The following is a 24,891-nucleotide window of genomic DNA, read 5'->3' as shown; positions in this document are numbered from 1 at the left end:
GCGGCGGTCTGCCATCGACATTTACTAGGACGTCCAAGTAAATTCGAGGGTATGGACGCTCACGCCATCGAGGAGGGCCGCCGACGCTGGCAGGCCCGCTACGACGCCGCGCGCAAGCGCGACGCGGATTTCACCACGCTCTCCGGCGACCCCGTGGAGCCGGTGTACGGGCCCCGGCCGGGTGACACGTACGAGGGATTCGAGCGGATCGGCTGGCCCGGGGAGTACCCCTTCACGCGCGGGCTCCATCCGACCGGCTACCGCGGCCGCACGTGGACGATCCGGCAGTTCGCCGGGTTCGGCAACGCCGAGCAGACCAACGAGCGGTACAAGATGATCCTCGCCGCCGGCGGCGGGGGCCTGTCCGTCGCCTTCGACATGCCGACGCTCATGGGGCGGGACTCCGACGATCCCCGCTCCCTCGGCGAGGTCGGGCACTGCGGGGTCGCCATCGACTCGGCCGCCGACATGGAGGTGCTGTTCAAGGACATCCCGCTGGGGGATGTGACGACCTCGATGACCATCAGCGGGCCCGCCGTACCCGTCTTCTGCATGTACCTGGTCGCCGCCGAGCGGCAGGGCGTCGATCCGGCGGTGCTCAACGGCACCCTCCAGACCGACATCTTCAAGGAGTACATCGCCCAGAAGGAGTGGCTGTTCCAGCCCGAGCCCCACCTGCGGCTGATCGGCGACCTGATGGAGCACTGCGCGGCGGGAATCCCCGCGTACAAGCCGCTCTCCGTCTCCGGGTACCACATCCGGGAGGCCGGGGCCACGGCGGCGCAGGAGCTGGCGTACACGCTGGCGGACGGGTTCGGGTACGTCGAGCTGGGCCTCAGCCGCGGTCTCGACGTCGACGTCTTCGCGCCCGGCCTGTCCTTCTTCTTCGACGCGCACGTCGACTTCTTCGAGGAGATCGCCAAGTTCCGGGCGGCCCGCCGGATCTGGGCGCGCTGGATGCGGGACGTGTACGGCGCGAAGTCCGAGAAGGCGCAGTGGCTGCGGTTCCACACGCAGACCGCGGGTGTCTCGCTGACCGCGCAGCAGCCGTACAACAACGTGGTGCGTACGGCGGTGGAGGCGCTGGCGGCCGTGCTCGGCGGGACCAACTCGCTGCACACCAACGCGCTCGACGAGACCCTCGCCCTGCCCTCCGAGCAGGCCGCCGAGATCGCGCTGCGCACGCAGCAGGTGCTGATGGAGGAGACCGGGGTCGCCAACGTCGCCGATCCGCTGGGCGGGTCCTGGTACGTCGAGCAGCTGACGGACCGCATCGAGGCGGACGCGGAGAAGATCTTCGAGCAGATCAAGGAGCGGGGGCTGCGGGCTCACCCGGACGGGCGACACCCGATCGGGCCCATCACGTCCGGCATCCTGCGCGGCATCGAGGACGGGTGGTTCACCGGGGAGATCGCGGAGTCCGCCTTCCGGTACCAGCAGGCGCTGGAGAAGGGGGACAAGAAGGTCGTCGGCGTCAACGTCCACACCGGGTCCGTCACCGGGGACCTGGAGATCCTGCGGGTCAGCCACGAGGTGGAGCGGGAGCAGGTGCGGGTGCTCGCCGAGCGGAAGGCGGCGCGGGACGAGGCGGCCGTGCGGGGGGCGCTGGACGCGATGCTCGCCGCGGCCCGGTCCGGGGCCAACATGATCGAGCCGATGCTGGAGGCCGTGCGGGCCGAGGCGACGCTGGGCGAGATCTGCGGGGTGCTGCGGGACGAGTGGGGGGTGTACACGGAGCCGGCGGGCTTCTAGGCGCCGTCGGCCGTCGTCCCGTGCCCGGCGGGCCGGGAAGGGGCCCTCGTCCCGTGCCCGGCCGGCCGGGAGGGGGCCGTGGCCGTCTGCTCGGCCGGCTGGGACGTGAGGCCCGGCAGCAGCAGCCGGGTGAAGCTGCGGACCCAGTCCTCGTCCGCCGGTTTGCCGCTGACCAGGGTGCGGTGGACCACCGCGCCCGCGACCACGTCGAAGATCAGGTCGACGGTGCGGGCGGACTCGCCGGGGTCCGGTTCCGGCGGGAGTTCGCCGCGGCGCTGGGCCCGGGCGCGGCCCGCCAGGACCAGCCGCATCTGGCGGTCCACGATGGAGGCGCGGATGCGTTCGCGCAGGGCGTCGTCGCGGGTGGCCTCGGCGACCACCGCCATCAGGCCGCTCTTGGCCTCCGGGCGGGCCAGGATGGCCGCGAACTGCAGGACGACGCCCTCGATGTCGGCGGCGAGGCTGCCGCGGTCGGGGAGTTGCAGCTCGTCGAAGAGCTCCGCCACCGCGTCCACGACCAGCTCGTTCTTGCCGGCCCAGCGGCGGTAGAGCGTCGTCTTCGCAACCCCGGCCCGCGTGGCGACGTCCCCCAGGGTGAGTTTCGACCAGCCGAGTTCGACCAGAGCCTCCCGGGTGGCGGCCAGGATCGCGGTGTCCGCGGCGGCGCTGCGCGGGCGCCCCGTACGGCTGGCGGGAGTGCGGCTCTGCATGCCCCCGACCATAACCGGCGGGATCTGTGCGGTCGTGAGGGAGATCACCGGGGAGTGGTGTCGCGCGCTGCCCACGAGGCATTACGCTACGGGTCGTAGCGAAAGCTCGTGAGGGACGTACACGGGCGACGACCACCAGGCGTGGGGTGGGGACCCGGCGCCGCACATCGCTTTTTTCCATCAGGCGCCTGATCGGGGGAGGATAGACGCATGCAGCCACGGAACATGTCCATGAGCGGTGTCGTCGACCTCGCCGCGGTGAAGGCGGCCCAGGAGGCCAAGGCCAAGGCGGAGCAGGCGCGCGCCGAAGCGGCCCGGCAGGGCGGTACGAGTGCCGTCTCCCCGGCCGATCTCGTCATCGACGTCGATGAGGCGGGCTTCGAGCGGGACGTCCTGCAGCGCTCCGCCGAAGTCCCGGTCGTCATCGACTTCTGGGCCGAGTGGTGTCAGCCCTGCAAGCAGCTGAGCCCGGTCCTGGAGCGGCTGGCCGTCGAGTACAACGGGCGCTTCCTCCTCGCCAAGATCGACGTCGACGCCAACCAGATGCTGATGCAGCAGTTCGGGATCCAGGGCATCCCGGCCGTGTTCGCCGTCGTGGCGGGCCAGGCGCTGCCGCTCTTCCAGGGGGTGGCCGCCGAGCAGCAGATCCGGGAGACCCTCGACCAGTTGGTGGCCGTCGCGGAGCAGCGCTTCGGTCTGACCGGCCTGACCGTCGACCCGGACGCGGAGCAGGGCGGCGCCCCGCGGACCGCGGTGGCCGAGGGGCCGTACGACGCCGCGCTGAACGCCGCCGCGCAGGCGCTGGACGCCGGCGACCTGGACGGGGCCGTCCGGGCGTACAAGAGCGTGCTGGCCGACGACCCGGCTCACCCGGAGGCCAAACTGGGCCTGGCGCAGGCCGAGTTGCTCCAGCGGGTGCAGGGCATGGACCCGCAGAGGGTGCGTCAGGAGGCCGCGGACAAGCCGAAGGACCCGCAGGCGCAGATCGCCGCCGCCGACCTGGACCTGGTGGGCGGGCACGTCGAGGACGCCTTCGGGCGGCTCATCGAGACCGTGCAGCGCACGGCGGGTGACGACCGCGAGGCGGTACGCCTCCGGCTGCTGGAGCTGTTCGAGGTCGTGGGCCAGGAGGACCCGCGCGTGGTGGGCGCACGCAGGGCCCTCGCACGCGCCCTGTTCTGACCAGTCCCTAAACGCCCCGGCATGTGATGCCGGGGTGAAAGGTTCGCCGACACGCGTCACGGCGGCCGCGCTTTACCAAATCTTGGTAATGGCGGTCGCTGTTACTCCGAGTAAATCGAGGCCGTTGGTCTGTCTGGTTTCATCCAGGGATCAACGGCTTTGCTCTGCCCATCGGTGGCACCCAGCGTCGCGGTCCGAGACCGGTCGGTCGTCCTCCGGTTATCCCGCCGTTACTAGCCAGTAACGAACCCCCTTGTGTCAGGGCCGAGAATGCACCACGATCGGCGACGCTCGGTCCATTCCCGTACCCCGGCAGCCGGCCGGGTCACCGGGAGACTCTGGGTCCCCACCGAGCAGAGCCGGCGGCAGTGGCGCCGGGTCTAGGGCAGGGGGGTCTTCGCCGGCCGGCGAAGCCTGTCCAGCAGGGTTGTGCGTGATGCGTGTCAGGCGCGACCAGTGGTTGTCGCTCGGGGGTGATCGCCGGTGATTCGGGCGCGGTTCGCGCCGCCGAGCGCGGGCGCTCTCCTTCCCGAGGACGTAGCACTTCTCCCATCCCTGCCCGGCTGAGCCGCTCATTCGGGGGCGAGCCCGGGGCAGGAGATGTACGTCCGAGAAGGAGGAAATATGGAGTCCCAGGTGCGTGGCGGGACCAGATGGAAGCGGTTCGCTGTGGTCATGGTGCCCAGCGTGGCCGCCACGGCGTGTATAGGTGTCGCCCTCGCGCAGGGTGCTCTGGCCGCCTCGTTCAGCGTGTCCGGCCAGTCGTTCAAGGTGTCCGCCGACCAGCTCGTCGGCACCGGCTTCTCGCAGTACGGCGCCATCGACAGCGGCTACACGCTGGACGGCAAGAAGACGGCGCACCCGGTGGCCGTCTCGGCGTTCAAGCACGCCGAGATCACCAACCTGTGCCAGTCCGTGGTCACGCCCGACGTGCCGATCTTCGGCAGCGTCAGCCTGATCCTGCGGGCCGGCGGCGCGGGCGCCGACAAGGTCCAGGCCGACAACATCTACATCGACGTCGCCGACCTGAACGCCGACGCCACGTTCGAGAACATCGACATCGGTGTGGCCGCCAAGGACGCCTCCAAGGGTCCGGGCATGAAGGGCGGGGCCGAGCAGGCCAACCCGTACGGGTTCGCCCAGCAGGCCGACAAGGCCACGCTGGTCGGCGTGAAGCAGACGGCGTGGGCGACCACCGCCGGAACCTTCAAGCTCAGCGGCCTGAAGATGTCGCTGGCGACGGGTGCCAAGGAGTGCTACTAAGCACTCGCTGACGGGCGGGGGAGCCGGTGGCGCCCCCGCCCGTCCACACTCCGGCCGCGTCCTCACACGCGGCACACATCACCACCACAGCAACGCCGCACCAGGGAGCTGTTTTCCATGAGCGCCGAGACTCCTGCCGCCGTACCCGGCCAGTTCGCCCGCCGGAGGCTGCAGTTCCGCGCCTGGCGGGGCACGCGGCCGTTCTGGGCCGGTCTGTTCGTCATGCTCGGCGGCTTTCCGATCATGTACTTCCCGTACGCCCATCTGCAGCTCGGGCACCTGACGCTGGCCATGGCGACCACCGCGGGAGCCGGGTCCCTGATCATCGGTGTGCTGCTCATCGTCCTGGGATTCAGCCTCTGGTTCCAGAAGCACGTACGGACCTTCGCGGGCGTCGCCGCGATCCTGCTGGCGCTGGTGTCCATCCCCGTGTCCAACTTCGGCGGCTTCGTCATCGGCTTCCTGCTCGCCCTGGTCGGCGGAGCACTGGCCGTGGCCTGGGCGCCGGGCACGCCCCCGCAGGAGCAGCCGCCGGCCGAGGCCGCCCCGGACGAGGGCGGTGCCCCCGACGCGGCCCCGCTGCCGCACCAGGGCACGGACCCGGCGGCCGGTGCGGCCCCGGCCGGGCCGTACAAGGCGCCGTGGGAGAACGACCTGTCAGGAACGAGCCCGGCCAACGGGGCGAACGGGAGGCACAGTGCCGGCTGACGAGGTGACCCGCGGGACCGACGTGGACGGGTCCCGCGCGAGAACCGGGCCACGCCACGCGGCCCCCAGAAAGCCGCTGTTCACCAGGTTCCACATGCCGGCCGGCAAGGCGATAGCCTCGGTGGCCATGCCCACGGCGGTGCTCATGGGCATGGGCTTCACCTCCACGCTCGCCCTCGCCGACAACAACGGCGGCCCGTCCCCGTCGACGTCGGCGAAGAGCCTGACGGCCGACGAGTACAAGGACTGTGTGAAGGCGCTGGCCGACGGGTCCAAGGACCCCTCGGCCACGCCGTCGCCGTCCGCGTCCCCGAGCACGACGGCCGCGCCGTCGCCGTCGGAGACCACCGGGAGCGGGAAGACGCAGGACGCGGGCGGCACCTCTTCGCCGGATTCAGGTTCCGGCGACGAGAACACGCCCGCGCCGACCGCCACCTCGGGGTCCTCCGGCTCCGGTTCGGGCTCCGGCTCCTCGGACTCCGGCTCCTCGGACTCCGGTTCCTCGGGTTCCGGGTCGGCGGGTTCGGGTACGTCGGGTTCCGGGTCGTCGGGCTCGGGCTCCGGGTCGTCGGGCTCGGGTTCCGGCGGTGACACGACCGCCGGTGACGCGGCCACCCAGACCGGGAGCGGCGGCGGCACCGTCCTCGACACCATCGGCGACACGCTGGGCGACACGCTCGGCGACCTGCTCACCGGCGGCGGCAAGGGCTCCGGCACGTCGTCGCAGACGCCGGCCCCGGCACCGTCCGCGTCCCAGTCCGCCACGCAGACCCCGGACACCCCGTCCACGGACACCCCGTCCGGCGGGGGAACGAAGCCGGGCGGGGACACGGGGTCCGGCGGGGGTACGAAGCCGGGCGGCGGCACGGGGTCCGGCGGCACCTCCGGCAGCGTCGAGGACACGGTGAAGAAGGCCACGGACACGGTCCAGGGCACCGTCGACGGCACCGCCGGAACCGTCTCCAGGACGGCCAAGGACGCCGCGAAGACGGCCGGTGACGCGACCGGTTCGGCCACGCCGAGCCCGTCCGCGAGCGAGTCCGCCTCCGCCGACGACTGCCCGGTGGCCACGGACGACCAGGGCGGCGTCGACAACAAGGTGCTGGTGGCGGACGACCCCTGGTACCTGAACGCCAGCTCCCTGCTCCTCAAGGGCGCCGACTACCAGGGCATCGTCGAGGTGAAGACGGCGGGCGGCACCACCAAGAAGGCGCTGAAGTACGTCATCTCCGGCGGCACCGACATCGGCGACCTGCACCAGACGGTGAAGGACGCGCAGGCGGGCAAGACGTACCACGTCCAGGCCGCCAAGGGCTCGACGTCCACCATCACCGGCGGCGACACGGTGATGTACACCGAGAGCATCTCGGGCAACCTGTTCGGGCTGATCCCGGTGACCTTCAGCCCCGACAGCCCGCCCCCGCTGAACATCCCGCTGATCTACTTCACCAACGTCAAGGTGGTCCAGGCGGCGCAGTTCGGCGGCAACCTGCACGTGCCCGGCATGCACGTGTACACGACCGACTGAGCGGTCGTACAAGCCGGTTCGGGAGCCGCACGACACCGAGGGCGCCCCCCGTCGCGGGGGGCGCCCTCGGTGCCTTACAAGACCCTGGCGGGACGGGTCACTTGCTCTGGGTGCCCAGGTGGTGGACGCGGAGCATGTTGGTGGTGCCGGGGACCCCGGGGGGCGAGCCGGCGGTGATGATGAGGGTGTCGCCCGTCTCGAACCGGCCGAGCCGCGCGATCTCCTGGTCCACCAGGTCGACCATCTCGTCGGTGGTGTTCACGAACGGCACGACGTGCGACTCCACGCCCCAGCTCAGGGTGAGCTGGTTGCGGGTGCCCTCGTCCGTGGTGAAGGCGATGATCGGCTGGATCGCGCGGTAGCGGGAGAGCCGGCGCGCGGTGTCACCGGACTGCGTGAAGGCGACCAGGCCCTTGCCGCCGAGGAAGTCGGCGATCTCGGCGGCCGCGCGGGCCACCGAACCACCCTGCGTACGCGGCTTCTTGCCGGGGACGAGCGGCTGCAGGCCCTTGGAGAGCAGCTCCTGCTCGGCCACGGTGACGATCTTCGACATGGTCTTGACCGTCTCGACCGGGTACGCGCCCACGCTCGACTCGGCCGACAGCATGACCGCGTCGGCGCCGTCCAGGATCGCGTTGGCGACGTCGGAGGCCTCGGCGCGGGTCGGACGGGAGTTGGTGATCATCGACTCCATCATCTGGGTCGCGACGATCACCGGCTTGGCGTTGCGCCGGCACAGCTCGATCAGGCGCTTCTGCACCATGGGGACCTTCTCGAGCGGGTACTCGACGGCGAGGTCGCCACGGGCGACCATCACGCCGTCGAACGCCATCACGACGTCCTCCATGTTCTCCACCGCCTGCGGCTTCTCCACCTTGGCGATGACGGGGACGCGGCGCCCCTCCTCGTCCATGACGCGGTGGACGTCGTGGATGTCCTTGGCGTCCCGGACGAAGGACAGCGCGACCAGGTCGCAGCCCATGCGGAGGGCGAAGCGCAGGTCCTCGACGTCCTTGTCGCTCAGCGCGGGCACGTTGACGGCCGTGCCGGGCAGGTTGATGCCCTTGTGGTCGGAGACGACACCGCCCTCGATGACGATCGTCTTCACCCGCGGGCCCTCGACGTCCACGACCTTCAGCTCGACGTTGCCGTCGTTGATCAGGACCTGGTCGCCGCGCGAGACGTCGCCCGGCAGCCCCTTGTACGTCGTACCGCAGATGTGCTTGTCACCCGGCACGTCCTCGGTCGTGATGACGAACTCGTCACCGCGCTCCAGCTCGACCGGGCCCTCGGCGAAGGTCTCCAGGCGGATCTTCGGGCCCTGGAGGTCGGCGAGGACGCCGATGGGACGGCCGGTCTCCTTGGAGGCGGCCCGGACGCGGTCGTACCGCGCCTGGTGCTCGGCGTGGGTGCCGTGGCTGAAGTTGAACCGGGCCACGTTCATGCCCGCCTCGATCATGGCGACGAGCATCTCGTGGGAGTCGACCGCGGGGCCGAGAGTACAGACGATTTTCGAACGGCGCATGGGGCGATCCTATCGGTTTGTTTCGCTACGGAATATTCCGTCTGGCGGAAGATACAAATGAGTGCCACACCGCTCAGGTGCTATTCAGTTGTTCTTTCCGCCGACCAGTGCGTAGGTCTGCGTAGCGATCTCCAGTTCTTCATCCGTCGGCACCACCGCGACCGCCACCCGGGCGGACTCCGGCGAAATCAGCCGCGGTCCGCCGCCGCGCACGGCGTTCCGTTCCGGGTCGACCGCCAGGCCCATGCCCTCCAGGCCCGCGACCGCCGCCTCCCGCACCGGTGCCGCGTTCTCGCCGACCCCGGCGGTGAAGGCCACCGCGTCCACCGTGCCGAGCACGGCGTAATAGGCGCCGATGTACTTCTTGATCCGGTGAATGTAAATGTCGAAGGCGAGCGCGGCCTCTTCGTCGCCCTCGTCGATCCGGCGGCGGATCTCCCGCATGTCGTTGTCCCCGCACAGACCGAACAGACCGCTCCTCTTGTTGAGAAGAGTGTCGATCTCGTCCATGGACATATCCCCAACCCGGGCCAAATGGAAGATGACGGCCGGGTCCAGGTCACCGGAGCGCGTACCCATCACGAGCCCCTCCAAGGGGGTCAGTCCCATGGAGGTGTCCACGCACCGGCCCTTCTCGACCGCGGAGGCGGACGCGCCGTTGCCCAGGTGCAGCACGATCACGTTGACCTCGGACGGGTCCTTGCCCAGCAGCCGCGCGGTCTGACGCGAGACGTACGCGTGCGAGGTGCCGTGGAAGCCGTAGCGGCGGATGCGGTGGCGGTCGGCGATCTTCGGGTCGATCGCGTAGCGCGCCGCCGGCTCCGGCATCGTCGTGTGGAACGCGGTGTCGAAGACGGCGACCTGGGGCAGGTCCGGGCGGAGCGCCCGCGCGGTGCGGATGCCGGTGAGGTTGGCCGGGTTGTGCAGCGGGGCGACCGGGATCAGCCGCTCGATCTCGGTGAGCACCTCGTCGTCGATGACGGTCGGCTCGGTGAAGAACATCCCGCCGTGCACCACCCGGTGCCCGATCGCGGCCAGCTCGGGGGAGTCCAGGCCCAGGCCGTCCCGGGTCAGCTCCTCGGCGACCGCCTTCAGGGCGGCGTCGTGGTCGGCGATCGGCCCGGTGTGCTCGCGGGTGCCGCCGCCCGTGAGGCAGGTGTGCTCGATGCGGGAGGTCTGCTCGCCGATCCGCTCGACCAGGCCCACCGCGAGCCGGCTGCTGTCCCGCATGTCCAGCAGCTGGTACTTCAGCGACGAGGAACCGGAGTTGAGGACGAGGACACGGGTGGGGGAGGTCACTGCTGGGACGCCTTCTCGCTGGGGTTCCGGGCGGGGCCCTGGGCCTGGATCGCCGTGATGGCGACGGTGTTCACGATGTCCTGGACGAGCGCGCCCCGGGACAGGTCGTTGACCGGCTTGCGCAGACCCTGGAGCACCGGGCCGACGGCGATCGCGCCGGCCGAGCGCTGCACGGCCTTGTAGGTGTTGTTGCCGGTGTTGAGGTCGGGGAAGATCAGCACGCTGGCCTGCCCGGCGACCTCGGAGCCGGGCAGCTTGGTGGCGGCGACGGACGGCTCGACGGCCGCGTCGTACTGGATCGGGCCCTCGATCTTCAGGTCGGTCCGGCGCGAGCGGGCCAGCTCGGTGGCCTCGCGCACCTTGTCGACGTCGGCGCCCGATCCGGACGTGCCCGTGGAGTACGACAGCATCGCGATCCGCGGCTCCACGCCGAACCGCGCGGCCGTCGTCGCCGACTGGATGGCGATGTCGGCGAGCTGTTCGGCGTCCGGGTCCGGGTTGACCGCGCAGTCGCCGTAGACCAGCACCTTGTCGGCCAGGCACATGAAGAACACGGACGAGACGATCGACGCCTCCGGGTTGGTCTTGATGATCTCGAAGGCGGGCCGGATGGTGGCCGCCGTCGAGTGCACCGAGCCCGACACCATGCCGTCGGCCAGGCCCTCCTGGACCATCAGGGTGCCGAAGTAGTTGACGTCGGAGACGACGTCGTAGGCCAGCTCGACCGTGACGCCCTTGTGGGCGCGCAGGGCCGCGTACTTCTCGGCGAAGGAGTCGCGCAGCTCGGAGGTGGCCGGGTCGATCAGCTGGGTGTCGCCGAGGTCGATGCCGAGGTCGGCGGCCTTCTTGCGGATCTGGTCGACCGGGCCGAGCAGGGTCAGGTCGCACACGCCCCGGCGCAGCAGCACCTCGGCGGCGTGCAGCACCCGCTCCTCGGTGCCCTCCGGCAGCACCACCCGCCGCTTGTCGGCGCGGGCCTGCTCCAGCAGCTTGTGCTCGAACATCATCGGGGTGACCCGGTCGCTGCTCGGCGCCGAGACCCGGCGGGCCAGGTCGGTGGTGTCGGCGTACCGCTCGAACAGGCCGAGCGCGGTCTCCGCCTTCCGCGGGGTGGCCGCGTTCAGCTTGCCCTCCAGGGAGAACAGCCGCTCGGCGGTGGGGAAGCTGTTGCCGGACACCGACAGCACCGGGGTGCCGGGGGCGAGGCGGGCGGCGAGGGTGAGGATCTCGTCGCTCGGCACCTCGTTCAGGGTGAGCAGCACACCGGCTATCGGCGGGGTGCCGGCGCTGTGCGCGGCGAGCGAGCCGACGACCAGGTCGGCGCGGTCGCCCGGGGTGATGACCAGGCAGCCCGGGGTCAGGGCGCCGAGGAGGTTCGGCAGCATCGCGCCGCCGAAGACGAAGCCCAGCACGTCCCGGGCGAGCCCGGAGTCGTCACCGAGGAGCACCTTCGCGCCGAGCGCCTGGGCGATCTGCGCGACCGTCGGGGCGGACAGGGCGGGCTCGTCGGGGACCACGTACGTCGGCACCGGCAGCCGGTCCGCGAGCCGCCCGGCGATCTCGTCGCGGTCCTCGCGGGCCACCCGGTTGGCGACCATGGCGAGCACGTCGCAGCCGAGGCCGTCGTAGGCGCGGTAGGCGTTGCGGGTCTCGGCCAGCACGGACTCGGCGGACTGCCCGCGGCCCCCGACCACCGGGATGACCGAGGCGCCGAACTCGTTGGCGAGCCGGGCGTTCAGCGACAGTTCGTCCGGCAGCTGGGTGTCGGCGTAGTCGGTGCCGAGGACGAGGACCACGTCGTAGTCCCGGGCCACCAGGTGGAAGCGGTCGACCAGGGCGGAGACCAGCTCGTCGGTGCCCTGCTCGGCCTGGAGCGCGGACGCCTGGTGGTAGTCCATGCCGTAGACGGTCGCGGGGTCCTGCGCGAGGCGGTACCGGGCCCGCAGTAGCTCGAACAGGCGATCCGGGCCGTCGTGGACGAGCGGCCGGAACACGCCCACCCGGTCGACCTGCCGGGTCAGGAGTTCCATCACCCCCAGCTCCACGACCTGGCGTCCGTCACCGCGGTCGATCCCGGTCACGTACACGCTGCGCGTCACGTGTCCACTCCGTTCCTCATGTCGCTTTCGTCGCCTTCGTGGCATAAAAATCGCTCACCGAGGTGAGCAGAACCCTCTTGACAGTACCCCTGCCGACGGATAAGGCGCCCGTCAGGATCTCGCAGGCCCGGTGGACGTGAAAGAATCGACACCGGCTCACCGGCACACTCAGCGAGCAGGAGACACAGCACGATGCGCATCGGAGTTCTCACCGCAGGCGGCGACTGCCCCGGCCTGAACGCCGTGATCCGGTCGGTCGTGCACCGGGCGGTGGCGCAGTACGGCGACGAGGTCATCGGTTTCGAGGACGGCTACCGGGGTCTGCTCGACCGTCACTACCGCGCCCTCGACCTGGACGCGGTCAGCGGCATCCTGGCCCGCGGCGGCACCATCCTCGGCTCCTCCCGGCTGGAGCGCGACCGGCTGCGCGAGGCGTGCGAGGGCGCCGCCGACATGGTCGAGGAGTTCGGCATCGACGCGCTGGTCCCGATCGGCGGCGAGGGCACCCTGACCGCCGCCCGGATGCTCTCCGACGCGGGCCTCCCCGTCGTCGGCGTGCCCAAGACCATCGACAACGACATCTCCTCCACCGACCGCACCTTCGGCTTCGACACGGCCGTCGGCGTGGCGACGGAGGCCATGGACCGCCTCAAGACCACCGCCGAGTCCCACCAGCGGGTGATGGTCGTGGAGGTCATGGGCCGGCACGCCGGCTGGATCGCCCTGGAGTCCGGCATGGCCGCCGGCGCCCACGGCATCTGCCTGCCCGAGCGCCCCTTCGACCCCGCCGACCTGGTCAAGATGGTCGAGGAGCGGTTCGCCCGCGGCAAGAAGTTCGCCGTCATCTGCGTCGCCGAGGGCGCCCACCCCGCCGAGGGCACCATGGACTACGGCAAGGGCGACATCGACCAGTACGGCCACGAGCGCTTCCAGGGCATCGGCACCGCGCTGGCGTACGAGCTGGAGCGGCGCCTGGGCAAGGAGGCCAAGCCGGTCATCCTCGGTCACGTCCAGCGCGGCGGTGTCCCCACCGCGTACGACCGCGTCCTCGCCACCCGCTTCGGCTGGCACGCCGTCGAAGCCGCCCACCGCGGCGACTTCGGCAAGATGACCGCGCTGCGCGGCACCGACATCGTGATGGTGCCGCTGGCGGAGGCCGTCACCGAGCTGAAGACGGTGCCGAAGGACCGGATGGACGAGGCGGAGTCGGTCTTCTAGGGGGTCCGCTCCTCTGGTCACCGCACCGCGCGGCAGGCCGGCGAGTCCGGCGTGCGCGGACACCGGCGCACGCCCGTGCCGGCGGCACGGGCGCAACACCCTTCCGGTTCACCCCTTGACCGCGCCGCCGAGCGCGAACCCGCCGCCCAGCCGCCGCGCCACCAGGACGTACAGCAGGATCACCGGCGTCGAGTAGATCACCGAGAACGCGGCGAGCTGGCCGTACGCCACCATGCCCCGGTTGCCGAAGAAGTCGTTGATGCTCACGGACGCCGGCATCTGCTCCGGGGTGAGCAGCAGCATGAACGGGACGAAGAAGTTCCCCCACATCATCACGAACGAGAACACGGTCACGACGGCGACCCCCGGCCCCATCAGCGGCAGCACGATCCGGACGAGGGACTGCGCCGCCGAGGCCCCGTCCGTCCAGGCCGCCTCCTCCAGCTCCGTCGGCACGCCGTCCATGAAGTTCTTCATCAGCCAGATGGCGAAGGGAAGTTGGGAGGCGGCGAAGAAGAGGATCGTGCCCTGGAGGGTGTCGATGAGGTTCACCCGCACGAACAGGGCGTACACGGGCACCATGATCGCCGTGATCGGCAGGCTCGTCGCGAACAGGATCGTCAGCAGGAACGGCCGGTTCAGCCGGGACCGGAACCGGGACAGCGGATACGCGGCGAGGGCGGCGCAGCCGACGGTCAGCGCCGTCGCGCCCCCGCACAGGATCAGGCTGTTGAGCAGCGGGGTGTAGGTGATGTCCGGGGTCAGGACGGCGTCGAAGTTGGCCAGGGTGAGCCCGTCGGGGACCTTGACCCGCAGGCCGGCGTGCGGGTCCACGGCGGACAGCAGCACCCAGGCCAGGGGCAGCGCGAAGGCGGCGGTCACCGCCAGCAGCGAGACGTCGGCGGCGATCCGCCGCGAGGCACGGTTGCGGGCCATCAGACCTCCGTCCGCAGCAGCCGCAGATAGACGACGGAGAACAGGGAGCCGACGACCAGCAGGAGCAGGGCGACCGCCGTGCCGTAGCCGATCATGCTGTTCTGGAAGGCCTGTTCGTACATGAACAGTGGCAGCGTCTGGCTCCGGTCGCCGGGCCCGCCCCGGGTCATCACCCAGATCAGCCCGAAGACGGAGAGCGTCTGGAGGGTGTTGAGCATGAGGTTGGTGCCGATGGAGCGCCGGATCATCGGCAGCGTGATGTGCCACAGCCGCCGCCAGCCGCCGGCCCCGTCCACCTCGGCGGCCTCCGTGATCTCGGCGGGGATCTCGTCCAGGGCGGCGGAGTACACCAGCATCGAGAACGCCGTCCCGCGCCAGACGTTGGCGAAGGACACCGCGAGGATCGGCAGCGTGAACAGCCAGTTCTGGCGGGGCAGGTGCAGCCAGTGGAGGATCGCGTTCAAGGTGCCCTCGCGCCGGAAGAACGCGTAGAGCAGGAACCCGGCGACCACCTCCGGCAGCACCCATGCGGTCACCACGACACCGCCGGTGAGGGTGCGGACGGGCTTCGACGCGCGCTTCATCAGCGCGGCGAGGGCCAGCCCGAGCGTGTTCTGCCCGACGAGCGAGGACAGCACCGTGAACACCAGCGTGAGCCAGACGGCGTTCAGGAACGCGTCGTCCCGGAACGCCCGGCGGAAGTTGGCGAAGCCGACGAAGGAGGAGTGGGCCTGGCCGGTCAGCTGGAGGTCGGTGAAGGCGATCCAGACGCAGTAGGCGATCGGCCCGGCGAGGAACAGCAGCAGCAGGACCAGGGCGGGGGCGACCGGGAGGACCCGGACGGCCGGGTACCGGCGCCTCACCTCCGGACCACTTGGCCGCCGGTGACGTCCTCGACCGTGGCGTCGTACGCGCTCGCCGCCTTCTCCACGGACAGGTCACCGGTCGTGACCGCCTCCATGGCCTCCTGCACGGCGGTCGACACCTTCGGGTACGCCGGGTACGCGGGCCGGTAGTGCGTGCTCGCGACGAGATCGGTGAAGAACTTGATGCCGGGCTGGGCGCCGGCGTACTTCGGATCGGCGGCGACGTCCTTGCGGACGGCGATCCCGGAGTTGGCGATGTACCACTTCCGGGCGTTGTCCTTCGTCTGCATCGTCCGGACGAAGTCGAAGGCGAGGCCGGGATGGGCCGCCTTGGCCGGGACGGACCAGGTCCAGCCGCCGGACATGCTCACCTTGCCGGGCGCCTGCCCGTGTTGCGTCGGCATGGCCGCGAGTCCGAGCTGCTTCGACCAGTCCGGCCACTCGTGCCCGCTGCCCGGCAGCCAGGCCTGCGGCAGCCAGGAGCCGTCGAGGGCGATGCCGAGTTTGCCCTGGGGCAGCAGTTCGCCGTTGACGGTGGTGTTGAAGTTCGGGTCCAGGGCGTCGGAGACGTCGGGGCCGAGCTTGTCCCGGTAGACCGTCTCCACGAAGCGGAGGGAGTCCTCGAAGGCCCGCGACCCGGTGATCCACTTCTTGCTGCCGCTGTCGTACAGCGGATCCCGTGTGCCGTCGCCCGTGCCGTACAGGAGCATCTCGAAGCCCTGCATGGTGGCCCGTTCGCCGGCCGGCTTGCCGGTGTAGACGTTGAGCGGGATCACGCCGGGGACCTTCCGCTTGATGGTCCGGGCGGCGGCGAGGACGTCGTCCCAGGTCTTCGGCTGCCAGTCCAGCGGCAGCCCGGCCTTGCGGAACACCCGCTTGTCGAACCAGAGCCCGCGGGTGTCGGTCCCGTCCGGGACGCCGTACGTCTTCCCGTCCTGCCCCTTGGCCGCGGCCTTCGCGGTGCCGATGAACTGTCCCCAGTCGGGCCACTTGGCGAGGTAGGGGTCGAGCGGCTTCAGGTAGCCGCTGGTGATGTCGGAGTTGATGAGGAAGGTGTCCTCGTAGACGAGGTCCGGAGCGGTCCTCGGCGAGCGCAGCATCTGCTGGAGCTTGGTGTAGTACTCCGAGTCCGGAGCCTTGATCGGCACGAACTCGACCTTCTTGCCGGGGTACTCGTGCTCGAACTGCTTCTTGATCCCGGCGAGGTAGGTGTCCATCACCTTGACCGAGTTGTCGGTGGACTGCTTGTACGACACCTTGAGCGTGTCCGGGCTGCTGCCGGAACCGCTGCCGCAGGCGGTGAGGGCGGTGGCGGCGAGAGCGGCGGTGAGGAGGAGGGGGAGGGGGAGGCGGCGGGAGCGGGCGGCGGTGGGACGCACGGGCATGACCTCCTGAGCACACGTGGGGGTGGCGCGGAGATGACTGCCGTGTGAAGGTAAGAGGAGTGGTCTAGTCAGGTCAATGTGTGTGCGGGATTGATCCCCGGCGGATTACAGGAGATGGTCCGCCTTCCCGGCCTTGATCTCCCGGATGAGGGCGCGGAGGGCGTCGCGGGAATCGCCGAGAGCGCGGTCCTCCTGGCCGGAGACGGCGATGCAGGCGTTGCCGTCGGGGTCGGTGCCTCTGCGGAAGCAGTTGTCGCCTTCGGCGCGGAAGGGCTCGTCAGCGCAGCATCCCCGCCGCGATCTGCAGTGCCAAAGGCAAGTGCCCGCACAAGTCCGTCAGTTCACGCAGTGCGGCCGGCTCGCGTGCCGGACGGTCGTCACGCTCGTCGGTGGGGCACGGGTCACCAGGGCCACCGAGTCGTCCGGATCGAGTGTCTCCAGGTCGATCAGCCGTACCGGAAGGGCGTCGGGGCGGTCCCGGGAGGTGATGAGCACCCGGTGCCGGTCCGTGCCGGGCAGCAGCGGTACGTACTGGGACGGGTCCGACGCGTTGTCCAGGATCAGCAGCATCCGGTCCCGCCGTTCGGCGAGGAGCGCACGGTACGCGTCGTACTGGCGCTCGGCCGTCGGTGGGAGGTCCCGGTCCCGTACGCCGAGCGCGTCGAGCAGGGCCAGGACCGCCTGATCCGCCGTGACCGGGTCGTCGTCGTACCCGCGCAGGTCCACGAAGAGCGTCCCGCCCGGGAACCAGCCCTCCGCGCGCGCCCGGTGAGCCGCTTCCACGGCCAGCGCCGTCTTGCCGATTCCGCCCGTGCCGGTGACGGCGAAGATCAGCAGGGGAAGCGCGGTCGTGCCGTCATCGCCGGGCGCGAGGTGGGGCAGCAGGCGGTCCAGTTCCGCCGACCGGCCGGTGAAGCCGAGGGGCCGGGGCGGGAGCGTGGCGGTCGCGCGCGGGACCGGGCCGTGGACCGTGCCCTTACCGGTCTCCGGCCTGCTTGCCGATGACCGTTCCGTGGAAGGTCCCGCCACGGAAGTCGATGTGGTCGCCCCGGTACCCCCCTTGGGGTACCTCCTCCGAGTCGGCGCGCCCATTCCGGTGTGGCTGGTGCTTGCGCAGCACCGCCACCGCCACGGTCGCCGCGTGCGCGGCCGCCCGCTGCTGCGAGCCGCCCGCGTCGGCCCGGCGCTTGTTGCGGTCCGCGCGGTCGCTGACGCCCCGCACGACGAGCGCGTCCACCTGTCCGCTCAGATGGGCCGCCTGGGCCGCTCCGGAGCCCTCCATCTCGATGGCGCCCGCGTCGTTGTAGTGCGTCTCGATGTGCCGGGCGATGCCGGACCTGGAGTCGGCCAGCACCACGTCACCGGTCGCGATCGGCGCGAAGTGCACCTGTACCTCCGGCAGGTCCCGTGCCGCGGAACGCGCCGCCTGCTCCAGCGCGTGCGAGCCGGGCAGGGCCCTCGGGCGGACCTTGAAACCGTCGTGGGCCTGCTTGCCGCCGTGGATCTCGTAGACCTGCGTCCCCACCACGACATCGCCGATCTCGATGTCGTCCTTCAGGCTCCCCGCGACCCCCACGAACAGGACGGCCTCGGGGTGCAGCCAGTCGATGAGCTGGGCCGTAAGCGCGGCGACGCGCTCGGCCCCCACGCCCAGCTCGCTGATCGCCAGGTGCCAGGAACTGTCCGGCAGCCGGCCCGTCTCGACGCGGGTCCCCTTGGGGTGGACGACCTCCTCCCGCTCGGGGAGGTACGACCGCACAGCGGCGTATTCCAGGGGCAGTGCGGTCAGGACGAGAACGGTGGGGTGAGTCTCCGGCACACTCATAAGGTACTGCCGGTACCGCCGGGGGAAGGGACTCACGTGCCGGAACGAGACGTCACCGTGGGGCAGTTGCTGCTCACCGAGTACCAGACCGTGAAGGACGAGCAGAAGACGCGGATCGGGTTCCGGGACAACCTGCTGTACGTCACCCTGACCGTCGTGGCCGCCGTCATCGCCGCCGCGGCCCAGGCCAGGCAGACCTCCATGCTGCTCGCACTGCCACCGGTGTGCGTCGTCCTCGGCTGGACGTACCTCGTCAACGACCAGAAGATCTCGGCGATCGGGGCGTACGTGCGGGGCGACCTGGGGCCTCGGCTCGCCGTGCTGGCCCAGGCGGAGGGCGGCGAGGTCTTCCGCTGGGAGGCCGCTCACCGGGGAGACTCCCGGCGCGTCTCCCGGAAGGTCACGCAGTGCGTGGTCGACCTGCTGGCCTTCTGCGTCGTGCCGTTGAGTGCGCTCGTCGTGTACTGGGCGGGCGGTGACGTCTCGGCCGGGCTGGCGGTGGTGTCGCTGGTGGAGGCGGTGGCGGTCATGGGGCTGGGGGTGTGCGTGGTGCAGTACGCGGTGCCGTTCCGGGCGGGGGGCGGGGCCGGGTGAGCGACGTCGTCGACTTCCGGGGCGGGGATTTCCGGGGGCCGGTCATCGGCAAGGCGGAGTACCGGCAGCAGGCCCCCGCGCCGACGGCCCTGGACGCGTTGCCGCCGAGGGCGGCGGGATTCACGGGCCGGGACGAGGAGTTGGACCGGCTGCGGGTGGCGCTCGACCCCTCGGACCCCGGTGGTGGACAGGCCGTCCTCGTCACCGCCGTCTCGGGGCTCGGCGGCATCGGGAAGACGGCGCTCGCGGTGCAGGCGGCGTACGCGGCGCGGGAGGCCGGCTGGTTCCCGGGAGGCGTGCTCTTCGTGGACCTGCACGGCTACGACGACGCCCCGGTCACGGCGGACCAGGCGTTGCAGTCCCTGCTGCGGGCGCTGGGTGTGGAGCCGGAGCACATTCCGGCCACGGCCGACGAACGGGGCGCGTTGTACCGGTCGGTGCTGGCCGAGCGGGAGGCGGTGCTTGTCCTCGCCGACAACGCGTCGTCGCCTGAGCAGGTGCGGCCGTTGCTGCCGGGGGGCTCGCGGCACCGGGTGCTGGTCACCTCGCGGGATCGGCTGGCTCAGCTGGGGGCACGGCTGGTGCCGCTGGACCAGCTGACGCCGGAAGCGGCGTACGAACTCCTCGATCGGGCCCTGCGGATCGCCGACCCGGAGGACGACCGGGTCGTGGAGGAGCCGGAGGCGGCGGCACGGCTGGCCGAGCTGTGCGGGTACCTGCCGTTGGCCCTCCAGATCGCGGCAGCGCTGTTGGTGGAGGATGCCGAACAGCCGGTCGCGGAGCTGGTCGCCGGACTCACCGGCGCGCGTGATCGGCTCACGGCCCTGGACGACGGCGAGCGCAGCGCCCGGGCGGCCTTCGACCTCTCGTACCGCCGCCTGCCCGCCGGGCCCGCCCGGTTGCTGCGGCTCCTCGCCCTGGCGCCGGGGACCGAGGTGGGCGAGGAGGTCGTGGCCGCCCTGGCCGGGGCCGAGGAGGCGCCGCTGCGCGACCTCAGGACGCTGGCGCGCGCACATCTGGTGGAGCGGGGCAGCGGGCGGGGCCGGTGGCGGCTGCACGACCTGGTGCGGGTGTTCGGGGCGAGCTTGGCTGCCGGTGACGCGGCATTGCGGGAGGAGGGCGAAGCGGCGCGGGAACGGGTGCTCGCGTGCTACATCTGGTGGACCGCCGCGGCCGGCACGTGGCTCCAGTGGTCGCCGGGACCGGATGACGGACGCGGGTTCAGGGGCCGGGCGGAGGCCCTGGCGTGGCTGGACGAGGAGCGCGCGGGCCTCGTGGCCGCGGCACTGTGGGCCCGCGAGGACCGGTACGCGGGTCCGGCGATGCGGCTCGCGCTCGCCCTGGCGGACTACCTCTCCTTACGACGGCAGTTCCACGACAAGATCGCCGTGGCTCAGGCCGCACAGGACGCCGCTCGCCGTGCCGGGGACCGCCACCGCGAGGCGATCGCCTGGAACAGCGCCGGTCTCGCGCTTCGAGAGGTCGGCCGGGCCGAGGAGGCGATCCACGCCCACGCGCGTGCCCGCGACCTGTGCCGGGGCCTCGGGAACCGCGCGCACGAGGCGGTCGCGTGGAACAACCTCGGTCTCGCGCTCCGTGCGGCCGGCCGGGCCGAGGAGGCGATCGACGCGCACGGGCGTGCCCGCGATCTGTACCGGGAGCTGGGGGAACGGCACGGTGAGGTGAAGGCGTGGGGCAATCTGGCGATCGCCTTGGTGCAACTGGACCGGGTGGAGGAGGCGATCGAGGTCCACGAACGCGTCCGCGTCCTCTTCCACTCGCTGGGGGACCGCCACGGGGAGGGCATGGCGTGGCACAACCTCGGCCTCACCCTGTGGAAGGCGGGCCGGCCGGAGGAGGCCATCGCGGCGTACGGCAGGGCGCGGGACACGCATGAGGGGCTGGAGGACTGGCACAGCATGGGCGTGATCCTCATCGGCCTGGCCGCCGCCCACCGGGACGCCCACCACCCGGCCGAAGCCCGCGCCCACTACCTCCAGGCCGCCGACGCCTTCACCCGGGCCAACGCCCCCGGGGAAGCCGCCGAAGCCCGTGCCGCGGCCGCCGCCCTCACCGCCCCTGGGAAACCCACCGGTACACCAGCTCCGGCCGCCCCACCTGCCCGTACAAGGGGCTCCGGCCGGCTCTTCCCGCGTCCACCAGGTGCTCCAGGTACCGTCGCGCGGTGATGCGGGAGATGCCCACCGCCTCGGCGACCCCGGCCGCCGTGAGGCCGTCCGCCGCCGCCTTGCGCAGCGCGGACGTCACCCGTTCCAGCGTCGGCCCGCTCAGGCCCTTCGGCAGGGCCGCCGGTGTGGGGGCGCGCAGGGTCGCCAGGGCGCGGTCGACCTCGTCCTGGCCGCTCGCCTCGCCCACCGCCGCGTGGAACTCGGCGTACCGGACCAGCCGGTCGCGCAGCGTGGCGAACGTGAACGGTTTCAGGACGTACTGGACGACGCCCAGGGAGACGCCCTCCCGCACCACCGCCAGGTCGCGTGCCGAGGTCACCGCTATCACGTCCGCGTGGTGCCCGGCCGCCCGCAGGGACCGGGCCAGCTGCAGGCCGTGGACGTCGGGGAGGTGCAGGTCGAGCAGGAGCAGGTCGACCGGCGTGCGGTCCAGCAGGCGCCGTGCCTCCGCCCCCGTGTGCGCCTTCCCGACCGCGACGAACCCCGGCACCCGGCCGACGTACATCACGTGCGCGTCGGCGGCCACCGGGTCGTCCTCGACGACGAGGACGCGGATGGGCCGCTGCTCGTCCGTCATGCGGCGCCGCCCGTGGCCGCGCGCAACGGCAACCGCACCTCGAACACCGCTCCGCCCTCCTCCGCCTCGGCCACCGTGAGCGTGCCGTCGTGGCGGTTCACCGCCTGCCGGACCAGGGCCAGCCCGAGTCCCCGGCCGCCGGGTTCGGCCGGCTTCGTGGAGAACCCCCGCTGGAACACAAGGTCGGCGTGGGCGGGGTCGACCCCCGGCCCGGTGTCCGACACCCGGAGCACCACTTCGGCGGCCGTAGCGTACGCCGTCACGGTCACCCGGGCCCGCACGCCGCCCTGCGCCGCGTCCACGGCGTTGTCGATCAGGTTGCCGAGGATGGTCACCAGGTCGCGGGCGGACAGGCTGTCCGGGAGCAGGCCGTCGTCCAGGCGGCTGTCCGGTGAGACCACGAGTTCCACGCCCCGCTCGTTCGCCTGCGCGGTCTTGCCGAGCAGCAGCGCGGCCAGCACCGGCTCGCCGACCGCCGCCACCACCTGGTCGGTCAGGGCCTGCGCCAGCTCCAGCTCGGCCGTGGCGAACTCCACGGCCTCCTCGGCCCGGCCCAGCTCGATCAGCGAGACGACCGTGTGCAGGCGGTTCGCGGCCTCGTGCGCTTGCGAGCGCAGCGCCTGGGTGAAGCCCCGCTCCGAGTCCAGTTCGCCCATCAGCGACTGGAGTTCGGTGACGTCGCGGAGCGTGACGACCGTGCCCCGGTGTTCGCCGCCCGACACCGGGGACGTGTTCACGACCAGCACCCGGGACGCCGTCAGGTGCACCTCGTCCACCCGGGGCTGGGAGGACAGCAGGGCGCCCGTCAGCGGGGCGGGCAGGCCCAGGTCGGCCACCGAGCGGCCGACCACGTCCTCCTCGGGGCCCACGCCCAGCAGGTCCCGGCCGCCGTCGTTGATGAGCGCCACCCGGTACCGGCCGTCCAGCATCAGCAGCCCCTCGCGGACCGCGTGCAGCGCCGCCTGGTGGTAGTCGTGCATCCGGCTCAGCTCGCTGGCGTTCATGCCGTGGGTGTGGCGGCGCAGCCGGGCGTTGATGACGTACGTGCCCACCGCCCCCAGCAGCAGGGCCACGCCCGCCACCCCGAGCAGGGCCGTGACCTGGTCCTGGACCCGGGCGCTGATCGTCTCCACCTTGATGCCGGCGCTCACCAGGCCGACGATCCGGCCGTTGTCCGAGATGGGGGTGACCGCGCGGACGGACGCGCCGAGCGTGCCGGTGTAGGTCTCGGTGAAGGTACGGCCGTGCTGGGCGGGGCCGATGTTGCCGAGGAAGCGCTTGCCGATCTCGTTCCGGTCGGGGTGGGTCCAGCGGATGCCGGACGGGTTCATGATCGTCACGAAGTCGACGTTGGCGTCCCGCATGACCTGGAGGGCGTACGGCTCCAGCCGGGCCGTGGGGTCGGGGGTGCGGATCGCCTCGCGGACCGAGGGGGAGTCGGCGATCGACCGGGCCACCGCCGTGGCCTGCCGGGCGGCGGCGTCCTCGGCCTGCCGCTGGTCGCCGACGTAGGTGAACAGCGCGTACCCGGCCACGACCACCGCTATCAGCACGGCCTGCATGGCGAACAGCTGGCCGGCCAGGCTCCGGGGCCGCGGGAGGGTGGGGAGGCGCATGTCAGCAGTGTGCCTCTGTGGTTAAGCGTGAACTAAATGAACGGAAGGGTGACCGCCCTCACAGGCCGGGAGATAGTCACGGCATTCCCCAGAAACGCCCGGACGTGAGCCGCACGCCGGTTGTTCGCCGACGAAGACGTCAAGGAGGGCAGTCGTGGCCGCCAGCACCCCCGATACGGCACCTGCCGCACCCCGCGTGAAGCGGGACCGGACCCATTACCTGTACATCGCCGTCATCGTGGCGGTCGCGCTCGGCATCGGCGTGGGCCTGATCTGGCCCGATGCCGCCATGGAGCTGAAGCCGCTGGGCACCGGGTTCGTGAACCTGATCAAGATGATGATCTCGCCGATCATCTTCTGCACGATCGTGCTCGGTATCGGATCGGTACGGAAGGCTGCCAAGGTCGGTGCCGTCGGCGGTATCGCCCTCGGCTACTTCCTCGTGATGTCGCTCGTCGCGCTCGCCATCGGGCTCCTCGTCGGCAACGTGCTGCACCCGGGCGACGGGCTGCACATCACCAACGCCATCAAGGCGACCGGGCACGGCCAGGTGTCCCCGGACGCGCTGCCGCCCGTGGACTTCGTGCTGTCGATCATCCCCACCACGTTCGTCTCCGCCTTCACCGAGGGCCAGGTGCTCCAGACACTGCTGGTGGCCCTGCTCGCCGGGTTCGCGCTCCAGGCCATGGGCTCGGCCGGACAGCCGGTGCTGCGCGGCATCGAGCACATCCAGCGGCTCGTCTTCCGCATCCTGTCCATGGTGATGTGGGCGGCGCCGATCGGCGCGTTCGGCGCCATCGCGGCGGTGGTCGGTTCGGCCGGCGTCGACGCGCTCAAGAGCCTCGCCGTGCTGATGCTCGGCTTCTACGTCACCTGCTTCCTGTTCGTCTTCGTCGTGCTCGGCGCGCTGCTCCGGGCCGTCGCGGGCCTGAACGTCTTCTCCCTGTTCAAGTACCTCGCCCGCGAGTTCCTGCTGATCCTGTCGACCTCCTCGTCGGAGTCCGCGCTGCCGCGGCTGATCGCGAAGATGGAGCACCTGGGCGTCAGCCGGCCGGTCGTCGGCATCACCGTGCCGACCGGGTACTCGTTCAACCTCGACGGCACGATGATCTACATGACCATGGCGTCGCTGTACATCGCGGACGCGCTGGGTACGCCGATGTCGGTCGGCGAGCAGATCCCGCTGCTGCTGTTCCTGCTGCTGGCCTCGAAGGGCGCGGCCGGTGTCAGCGGCGCGGGCCTCGCCACCCTGGCCGGCGGTCTGCAGTCGCACAAGCCGGCGCTGGTGGACGGGGTCGGGCTGATCGTCGGCATCGACCGGTTCATGAGCGAGGCGCGGGCGCTGACGAACTTCGCGGGCAACGCGGTCGCGACGGTGCTGGTCGGCACGTGGACCAAGGAGATCGACAAGGTCCGGGTGCGGCGGGTGCTGGCCGGCGAGCTGCCGTTCGACGAGACCACCCTGCTGGACGAGGGCGAGACCGGGGTGCGGGAGGTTCCCGAGCCCCGGGCGGACGGCGAGAAGGAACTCGCCAAGGCCTGATCCACCCCGTAGTTCCGGACGTCCGGCCCCGCCTGAACCCGGGCCGGGCGTCCGGGTACCGCCGCCGGGCGGCCGA

General features: G+C 71.4%; 19 protein-coding genes and 1 pseudogene. 9 read left to right on the top strand and 11 right to left on the bottom strand.

Translation table 11 applies throughout. The annotated features are described in order from the left end of the window. Nucleotides 1-51: 51 nt before the first annotated feature. On the top strand, nucleotides 52-1,752 hold the full coding sequence (locus AB0947_RS20910; RefSeq protein ID WP_366751838.1) for a methylmalonyl-CoA mutase family protein: 1,701 nt from the start codon (nucleotides 52-54) through the stop codon (nucleotides 1,750-1,752). Here the strand turns inward: AB0947_RS20910 and AB0947_RS20905 are convergent. Continuing rightward, nucleotides 1,749-2,462, bottom strand: coding sequence for a TetR/AcrR family transcriptional regulator (locus tag AB0947_RS20905; RefSeq protein WP_366751837.1), 714 nt, complete (start codon nucleotides 2,460-2,462; stop codon nucleotides 1,749-1,751). The genes AB0947_RS20910 and AB0947_RS20905 overlap by 4 nt on opposite strands. A 210-nt stretch (nucleotides 2,463-2,672) precedes the next feature. Here AB0947_RS20905 and AB0947_RS20900 point away from each other — a divergent pair, with 210 nt between their 5' ends. The 4 genes from AB0947_RS20900 to AB0947_RS20885 all read left to right on the top strand — a co-directional run bounded on the left by AB0947_RS20900 (nucleotide 2,673) and on the right by AB0947_RS20885 (nucleotide 7,143). Next, a complete protein-coding gene (locus AB0947_RS20900) occupies nucleotides 2,673-3,644 on the top strand; it encodes a tetratricopeptide repeat protein (RefSeq protein ID WP_366751836.1) in 972 nt (323 codons plus the stop codon). A gap of 624 nt (nucleotides 3,645-4,268) precedes the next feature. Next, entirely contained in the window at nucleotides 4,269-4,907 is a 639-nt protein-coding gene (locus AB0947_RS20895) for a DUF6230 family protein (protein WP_366751835.1), read from the top strand. A gap of 117 nt (nucleotides 4,908-5,024) precedes the next feature. Then, nucleotides 5,025-5,615 carry a DUF6114 domain-containing protein gene (locus AB0947_RS20890; protein WP_366751834.1) on the top strand — a complete coding sequence of 197 codons (591 nt, stop codon included), beginning with the start codon at nucleotides 5,025-5,027 and terminating at the stop codon, nucleotides 5,613-5,615. 94 nt (nucleotides 5,616-5,709) lie between these two features. Next, nucleotides 5,710-7,143, top strand: a complete 1,434-nt coding sequence (locus AB0947_RS20885; RefSeq protein ID WP_366751833.1) for a hypothetical protein — start codon at nucleotides 5,710-5,712, stop codon at nucleotides 7,141-7,143. A 97-nt stretch (nucleotides 7,144-7,240) separates the two neighbouring features. On the opposite strand, the gene pyk is transcribed toward AB0947_RS20885, so the two are convergent. The 3 genes from pyk to pta form a co-directional block, all read right to left on the bottom strand. Then, nucleotides 7,241-8,668, bottom strand: coding sequence for a pyruvate kinase (gene pyk / locus AB0947_RS20880; protein ID WP_366751832.1), 1,428 nt, complete (start codon nucleotides 8,666-8,668; stop codon nucleotides 7,241-7,243). Nucleotides 8,669-8,752: 84 nt separating this feature from the next. After that, nucleotides 8,753-9,967, bottom strand: coding sequence for an acetate kinase (locus AB0947_RS20875; protein ID WP_366751831.1), 1,215 nt, complete (start codon nucleotides 9,965-9,967; stop codon nucleotides 8,753-8,755). After that, nucleotides 9,964-12,066, bottom strand: a complete 2,103-nt coding sequence (gene pta / locus AB0947_RS20870) for a phosphate acetyltransferase (protein ID WP_366751830.1) — start codon at nucleotides 12,064-12,066, stop codon at nucleotides 9,964-9,966. The genes AB0947_RS20875 and pta overlap by 4 nt, the downstream gene beginning before the upstream one ends. A 192-nt stretch (nucleotides 12,067-12,258) precedes the next feature. Here pta and AB0947_RS20865 point away from each other — a divergent pair, with 192 nt between their 5' ends. Beyond that, nucleotides 12,259-13,284 (top strand): ATP-dependent 6-phosphofructokinase, encoded by a 1,026-nt coding sequence (locus tag AB0947_RS20865; RefSeq protein ID WP_366751829.1) that lies wholly within the window; start codon nucleotides 12,259-12,261, stop codon nucleotides 13,282-13,284. Nucleotides 13,285-13,392: 108 nt separating this feature from the next. Here the strand turns inward: AB0947_RS20865 and AB0947_RS20860 are convergent, their stop codons facing one another. The 5 genes and pseudogenes from AB0947_RS20860 to AB0947_RS20840 all read right to left on the bottom strand — a co-directional run bounded on the left by AB0947_RS20860 (nucleotide 13,393) and on the right by AB0947_RS20840 (nucleotide 18,296). Further along, a complete protein-coding gene (locus tag AB0947_RS20860; RefSeq protein WP_366751828.1) occupies nucleotides 13,393-14,220 on the bottom strand; it encodes a carbohydrate ABC transporter permease in 828 nt (275 codons plus the stop codon). After that, nucleotides 14,220-15,083, bottom strand: coding sequence for a sugar ABC transporter permease (locus AB0947_RS20855; RefSeq protein WP_366751827.1), 864 nt, complete (start codon nucleotides 15,081-15,083; stop codon nucleotides 14,220-14,222). The genes AB0947_RS20860 and AB0947_RS20855 overlap by 1 nt, the downstream gene beginning before the upstream one ends. Next, the gene (locus AB0947_RS20850) at nucleotides 15,080-16,471 is read right to left on the bottom strand and encodes an extracellular solute-binding protein (RefSeq protein ID WP_366751826.1); all 1,392 of its coding nucleotides are present in this window, start codon (nucleotides 16,469-16,471) and stop codon (nucleotides 15,080-15,082) included. The genes AB0947_RS20855 and AB0947_RS20850 overlap by 4 nt, the downstream gene beginning before the upstream one ends. Before the next feature lie 280 nt (nucleotides 16,472-16,751). Beyond that, nucleotides 16,752-17,308, bottom strand: a pseudogene (locus tag AB0947_RS20845) (NB-ARC domain-containing protein); the annotation flags it as partial. Between the two features lie 139 nt (nucleotides 17,309-17,447). After that, a complete protein-coding gene (locus tag AB0947_RS20840) occupies nucleotides 17,448-18,296 on the bottom strand; it encodes a 5'-methylthioadenosine/S-adenosylhomocysteine nucleosidase (protein ID WP_366751825.1) in 849 nt (282 codons plus the stop codon). Nucleotides 18,297-18,332: 36 nt separating this feature from the next. Here AB0947_RS20840 and AB0947_RS20835 point away from each other — a divergent pair, with 36 nt between their 5' ends. Together AB0947_RS20835 and AB0947_RS20830 are read left to right on the top strand one after the other, a co-directional pair. Further along, nucleotides 18,333-18,890, top strand: a complete 558-nt coding sequence (locus AB0947_RS20835) for a hypothetical protein (RefSeq protein WP_366751824.1) — start codon at nucleotides 18,333-18,335, stop codon at nucleotides 18,888-18,890. Continuing rightward, entirely contained in the window at nucleotides 18,887-21,079 is a 2,193-nt protein-coding gene (locus AB0947_RS20830) for a tetratricopeptide repeat protein (RefSeq protein ID WP_366751823.1), read from the top strand. The genes AB0947_RS20835 and AB0947_RS20830 overlap by 4 nt, the downstream gene beginning before the upstream one ends. Here AB0947_RS20830 and AB0947_RS20825 read toward each other — a convergent pair. After that, nucleotides 20,961-21,656 (bottom strand): response regulator, encoded by a 696-nt coding sequence (locus tag AB0947_RS20825; RefSeq protein ID WP_366751822.1) that lies wholly within the window; start codon nucleotides 21,654-21,656, stop codon nucleotides 20,961-20,963. The genes AB0947_RS20830 and AB0947_RS20825 overlap by 119 nt on opposite strands. Continuing rightward, nucleotides 21,653-23,272, bottom strand: coding sequence for a sensor histidine kinase (locus AB0947_RS20820; RefSeq protein ID WP_366751821.1), 1,620 nt, complete (start codon nucleotides 23,270-23,272; stop codon nucleotides 21,653-21,655). The genes AB0947_RS20825 and AB0947_RS20820 overlap by 4 nt, the downstream gene beginning before the upstream one ends. Before the next feature lie 154 nt (nucleotides 23,273-23,426). On the opposite strand from AB0947_RS20820, the gene AB0947_RS20815 reads away from it, so the two are divergent. After that, nucleotides 23,427-24,815 (top strand): cation:dicarboxylase symporter family transporter, encoded by a 1,389-nt coding sequence (locus AB0947_RS20815; protein WP_366751820.1) that lies wholly within the window; start codon nucleotides 23,427-23,429, stop codon nucleotides 24,813-24,815. Nucleotides 24,816-24,891: the final 76 nt, after the last annotated feature.

The organism is Streptomyces sp. NPDC047841 (assembly GCF_040704085.1).
GTDB classification, from domain to species: Bacteria; Actinomycetota; Actinomycetes; order Streptomycetales; family Streptomycetaceae; genus Streptomyces; species Streptomyces argyrophylli.
The sequence above is the reverse complement of the archived record's forward strand: the minus strand, read 5'-3'. Positions and strand labels throughout refer to the sequence as shown.